General features: G+C 59.0%; 4 protein-coding genes and 1 tRNA gene. 4 read left to right on the top strand and 1 reads right to left on the bottom strand.

What is annotated here, in order from left to right; translation table 11 throughout:
* Positions 1-312: 312 nt before the first annotated feature.
* Entirely contained in the window at positions 313-852 is a 540-nt protein-coding gene (locus HMPREF2528_RS08525) for a hypothetical protein (protein ID WP_070505996.1), read from the bottom strand.
* Between the two features lie 462 nt (positions 853-1314).
* Here HMPREF2528_RS08525 and HMPREF2528_RS08520 point away from each other — a divergent pair, with 462 nt between their 5' ends.
* The 4 genes from HMPREF2528_RS08520 (at position 1315) to HMPREF2528_RS08505 (ending at position 5182) form a co-directional block, all read left to right on the top strand.
* Positions 1315-3117, top strand: a complete 1803-nt coding sequence (locus HMPREF2528_RS08520) for an acetolactate synthase large subunit (protein ID WP_070505998.1) — start codon at positions 1315-1317, stop codon at positions 3115-3117.
* Complete coding sequence (gene ilvN / locus HMPREF2528_RS08515; protein ID WP_005505523.1) at positions 3117-3617, top strand: acetolactate synthase small subunit; 501 nt, start codon at positions 3117-3119, stop codon at positions 3615-3617. Before HMPREF2528_RS08520 ends, ilvN begins: the two co-directional genes overlap by 1 nt.
* 252 nt (positions 3618-3869) lie before the next feature.
* Complete coding sequence (gene ilvC, locus HMPREF2528_RS08510) at positions 3870-4898, top strand: ketol-acid reductoisomerase (protein WP_049352920.1); 1029 nt, start codon at positions 3870-3872, stop codon at positions 4896-4898.
* A 211-nt stretch (positions 4899-5109) separates the two neighbouring features.
* A tRNA-Lys gene (locus HMPREF2528_RS08505) sits at positions 5110-5182 on the top strand.
* Positions 5183-5374 lie beyond the last annotated feature (192 nt).

Genomic DNA, 5374 nt, shown 5'->3' with positions numbered 1-5374 from the left:
GGGGCACCCGTCACCCGGACGCTCCGCCCCTCCTTGCTTCGCTGCGGAGAGCGTCCGTGTGACACCCTGAGGGCGCTTCCGGAAAACGTAGCTTCCCGGTGGGCACGCCTATACGCAATCTGGCGGGTGCATGGAGGTTTCGGTGGCCTCCGTAGCGACATCAGGGTGCCCGAAGCGAAGCGAGGGCGGGTGCCCCTGTAGGAGCGAGGACGTGCACCGCCCCTCAAGCGGTCAACGTAGCGGGGTGTGGGCATGCGAAAGCCCGCCGCAACCCTAAGAGTTGCAGCGGGCATCCAGCACGAAAAGTCTCCGTTACAGGACCGGCCAAATCCGCGTCACAAACTCACGGAAATCCTCCACGTCCTTACCCTGCTCCAGCAGGCCAACACCAAAACGAGTCGCCACCTCAGCATTATCCTCAAACGACAAATAAAACGAGCTGCCATTCACCGACTCAATCGTCACCGCATCATCACCCACACGATACGCATGCAACGCATTCGTATTATCAATCGTCGTAGCCGTACCCGCAGGCGTCAACGCCGGCAAATTCACCGGAGCAATAATCACCTCATCAGGCGCATCCTGATACCCAACAATAAAATGCCCCTGATCAGGAGACTGATGCAACGCCAAATCAGGATTACGGTAAACCGCACGGCCCGTCGCATACACCAAATTGTATGCACCGTAATTAATAATCTGCTCGTCAAAAACCGGGTGCAGAACCCGAATGAGTTCCTCACCCGTCAAAAACACGTCACTCTCAACAGAGTTACGGGGGTCGATAACCTCTGCGTACTTACTTGCTTCGGTCAGCTCATCAGCGACCGGGATGATCGGTTCGGTCATAGCATCAGTTTACCGGGGCAACTAACGAAGGTCACGAGTATTCGCGCATATTACGCGCCATGACATCCAAAAATGCGAGTTTTTCTCACCTGTTCAAAAACCTGCGCTAAAATCCACGCACACGCGCAAAGTGTCCACATCATGAAAGAAGAAGGTTGACTTGGGGGTTTCCGTGCAAAAACCACCACGACACCCCATAGAGATTTGACTCACCCCCGCCCCGGGCTTCACCATAGAAGGGTGAAGACAGCAATGTTCCAGCGAATTCTAAACCTTGTCGACGTCGCCTAGGGCGAGTGGCAGGGTCTATTCACTGCGACTGAGCGCCCCTACCGCTACCACCAACAGCGAGGGGCATTTTTTATAGCTTGGTACCCCCGGGCATAGGATGCGTGCGGAACACACAACACCCACGCAGAACATTGAGTACAACGAAGAACCATTAAGACACGAGGCATTTCCATGACCATGGGATTTTCCACTTCTGATGACGCGGCAAACGCTCCCGCAGAACGCATGACCGGTTCTCAGGCAATCGTCCGCACCCTCGAAGACCTGGGTGTGACTGACGTATTCGGCCTGCCTGGTGGAGCTATTCTGCCGACCTATGACCCCCTGTACGACTCCAAGAAGGTCCGCCACATCCTGGTCCGCCACGAGCAGGGCGCAGGCCACGCAGCCCAGGGCTACGCAGTGTCCAGCGGTAAGACCGGCGTGTGCATCGCAACCTCCGGCCCCGGCGCAACCAACCTGCTGACCGCAATCGCAGACGCAAACATGGACTCCGTCCCCCTCGTCGCAATCACCGGCCAGGTGTCCACCGCGCTGCTCGGCTCTGACGCATTCCAGGAAGCTGACATCGTCGGCATGGCGATGCCCATCTCCAAGCACTCCTTCATGATTACCGACCCGCAGGACATCCCCCGCGCGCTCGCAGCAGCATTCCACATCGCATCCACCGGCCGCCCCGGCCCCGTGCTCGTGGACGTCACCAAGGACGCACAGGTCGGCATGATGGAATACCGCGGCATTCCTGAGGATCTGGAGCTGCGCGGTTACACCCCCGTCACCCGTGGCCACTCCAAGCAGATTCACGAAGCTGCCAAGTTCATCACCGAGTCCAAGCGCCCCGTCTTCTACGTCGGCGGTGGCCTGGTCCGCGCAGGTGCTTCCGAAGAGTTCCACAAGCTGGCTAAGCTCATCGGCGCACCCGTCGTCACCACCCTCAACGCAATCGGCGCGTTCCCGGACTCCGACCCGCAGAACCTCGGCATGCCCGGTATGCACGGCACCGTCCCCGCCGTCGCCGCAATGCAGAAGTCTGACCTGCTCATCACCCTCGGCGCACGCTTCGACGACCGCGTCACCGGTAAGCTCGACTCCTTCGCACCCGAAGCTAAGGTCATCCACATTGACGTTGACCCGGCAGAAATCTCGAAGATCCGCTTCGCAGACGTGCCGATCGTCGGCGACCTCAAGTACGTCCTGCCCGAGCTGACCGACCTGCTCTCCACCGAGTTCGCACAGCAGCTGCCGAACCTCACCGAATGGTGGAACGAGCTCAACGCAATCCGCAAGGACTACCCGCTCGGCTACGAGAAGCCCAACGACGGCCTCGGCTCGCCCGAGTACGTTCTCGAGCGCATCAGCGCCCTCACCGGCCCCGACGCATACTATGTCACCGGCGTTGGCCAGCACCAGATGTGGGGTGCACACTACATCCAGCAGGAAAGCCCCCGCCACTTCATCAGCTCCGCAGGCCTCGGCACCATGGGCTACGGCGTACCCGCCGGCATGGGTGCAAAGGTTGCACACCCCGAATCCACCGTGTGGATCATCGACGGTGACGGCTGCTTCCAGATGACCAACCAGGAACTGGTCACCTGCGCACAGAACAACATCCCCGTCAAGGTTGCCATCATCAACAACTCCTCCCTCGGCATGGTGCGCCAGTGGCAGACTCTGTTCTACAACGAGCGCTACTCCAACACCGACCTGAAGGACGGCCACGGCACCGTACGCATCCCCGACTTCGTCAAGCTCGGCGACGCATACGGCTGCGCAACCTTCCGCTGCGAACGCGACGAAGACGTGGACGCCACCATTAAGGCTGCCCTCGAAATCAACGACCGCCCCGTCGTCATTGACTTCACCGTCAGCCCCCACGCACTGGTCTGGCCCATGGTCCCGGCAGGCGTATCTAATGACAAGATTTGGATTGCGAAGAACACTTCGCCCGAGTTCGATCGTGAGGGAGAGAACTAATGTCTCAGCACACTCTGTCCGTTCTGGTAGAAGATAAGCCGGGCGTTCTCACCCGCGTCTCCGGCCTGTTCTCCCGCCGACTGTTCAACATCCTCTCCCTGGCCGTGGGCCCCACCGAAAACCCCGGTGTTTCCCGCATCACCGTCGTAACCGAAGGTGACGCTCACACCATCGAGCAGATTACTAAGCAGCTGAACAAGCTTGTTCACGTGCTGAAGGTCGTCGAGCTTCCCGCAGACTCCTCCACCCAGCGTGGTCACATCCTGATTAAGGTCAAGGCCGACGCAGTTGCTCGCCTGCAGATCGTTCAGGCAGCTGACCTGTTCCGCGCATCCGTGATTGACGTTTCCCCCGAGTCTGTTGTCATCGAGGCAACCGGTTCTGAGGAGAAGCTCAACGCACTGCTGGATGTTCTGGAGCCTTACGGTGTTCGCGAAATCGTTCGCGCCGGCACCATCGGCCTGGCACGTGGCCCCCGCGCTATGAGCGAGCGTATCTAGCGCGAGCGCATCTAACACCTGCCAGGGTGCCACACCAACCCCGCACCAGCTGGGGATAGCAACGGGTATCGCACCGCCACAACCGGGAAAACCGGCAGCGATGCGATACCCGACCCTATGGGCTCACAGACCTTCCGGATACTTCAGATGCTGAGAAGTACTCTCGACAGCCCGCAACTAAACATCTATCAAGTAGAATAGTCAATGTTGAGCCCAGCCTGGGCCGCATATCAAACTTACTGAGGAGAAGAAATGGCAGCAACCATTTTCTACAACGACGACGCAGACCTCTCCCTGATCCAGGGCCGCACCGTAGCAGTTATCGGTTACGGCTCCCAGGGCCACGCACACGCACTGAACCTGCGTGACTCCGGCGTGAAGGTCATCGTCGGTCTGTCCGAGGGCTCCAAGTCCCGTGCTAAGGCTGAGGCAGAAGGCCTGCGCGTTGCAACCGTCGCAGAAGCAGCAGCAGAAGCAGACGTCATCATGATCCTGACCCCGGACCAGGTCCAGGCAAAGGTCTACGCAGAGAGCATCGAGCCGAACCTCAAGCCCGGCAACGCACTGTTCTTCGCACACGGCTTCAACATCCGCTTCGGCTACATCACCGCACCCGAGGGTGTCGACGTGGCAATGGTCGCCCCCAAGGGCCCCGGCCACACCGTCCGCCGCGAATACGAAGCAGGCCGTGGCGTTCCCGCCCTGGTTGCAGTCGAGAAGGACGCATCCGGCGAAGCACTCGCACTGGCACTGTCCTACGCAAAGGCACTGGGTGCAACCCGTGCAGGCGTCATCAAGACCACCTTCACCGAAGAGACCGAATCCGACCTGTTCGGCGAGCAGGCAGTCCTCTGCGGCTCCACCTCCCAGCTCGTCCAGTACGGCTTCGAGGTTCTGACCGAAGCTGGCTACCAGCCCGAAATCGCATACTTCGAGGTCCTGCACGAGCTCAAGCTCATCGTTGACCTGATGATCGAGGGCGGCATCGCTAAGCAGCGTTGGTCCATCTCCGACACCGCAGAGTACGGCGACTACGTCTCCGGCCCCCGCGTGATCTCCCCCGAGGTCAAGGAAAACATGAAGGCTGTCCTGGCAGACATCCAGAACGGCAACTTCGCAAAGCGCTTCATGGAAGACCAGGCTGCAGGCGCACCCGAGTTCAAGGCACTGCGCGCAAAGGGCGAGGCACACCCCATCGAGGCAACCGGCCGCAAGCTGCGCGAGCTGTTCTCCTGGAACACTGCAGACGACGACTACACCGAAGGTTCGGTCGCTCGCTAAGTGGTAGCTCAGCAATAGCTTTCTAAGAATCCGGCGTTCCACCTCTCATCCCGCACAGGGGAGGAGGTGGGCGCCGGATTCTTGCTGTTTCAAGCTGAACAACAACACTCAACAAATATGTGATGCATTTCATGCTTAATCGAGTTGCGGGCACTCACAAAATGCCGTATAGTATTTACTTGTTGCAAGGGAAACCTTGAAAAACAAATAAGCGCCTCTAGCTCAATTGGCAGAGCAATTGACTCTTAATCAATGGGTTCTGGGTTCGAGTCCCAGGGGGCGCACTTCACAGAAAATCCCGCTGATTCTTCGGAATCGGCGGGATTTTTGCGTTCCCCGAATTTTATGGTTTTTCTGGCTTGAGGTGCATATTATCCTCTTTGCTCCTGCAGGGATTGGGTGGGTGGGTACCTCGCGTCTCCCAAGACTACGGGGTGCGCTACATGTTTCCTCCGCGCCTACGCAGGGGCACCCGT

The organism is Rothia sp. HMSC078H08 (genome assembly GCF_001808955.1).
Taxonomy (GTDB): domain Bacteria; phylum Actinomycetota; class Actinomycetes; order Actinomycetales; family Micrococcaceae; genus Rothia.
This window is presented reverse-complemented; position numbering and strand designations above follow the sequence as displayed.

What these genes read in the sequence shown, in the direction of transcription:
- HMPREF2528_RS08525 (WP_070505996.1), bottom strand. Translation starts at nt 852, where the DNA reads ATGACCGAACCGATCATCCCGGTCGCTGATGAGCTGACCGAAGCAAGT.
- HMPREF2528_RS08520 (WP_070505998.1), top strand. Translation starts at nt 1,315, where the DNA reads ATGACCATGGGATTTTCCACTTCTGATGACGCGGCAAACGCTCCCGCA.
- ilvN (WP_005505523.1), top strand. Translation starts at nt 3,117, where the DNA reads ATGTCTCAGCACACTCTGTCCGTTCTGGTAGAAGATAAGCCGGGCGTT.
- ilvC (WP_049352920.1), top strand. Translation starts at nt 3,870, where the DNA reads ATGGCAGCAACCATTTTCTACAACGACGACGCAGACCTCTCCCTGATC.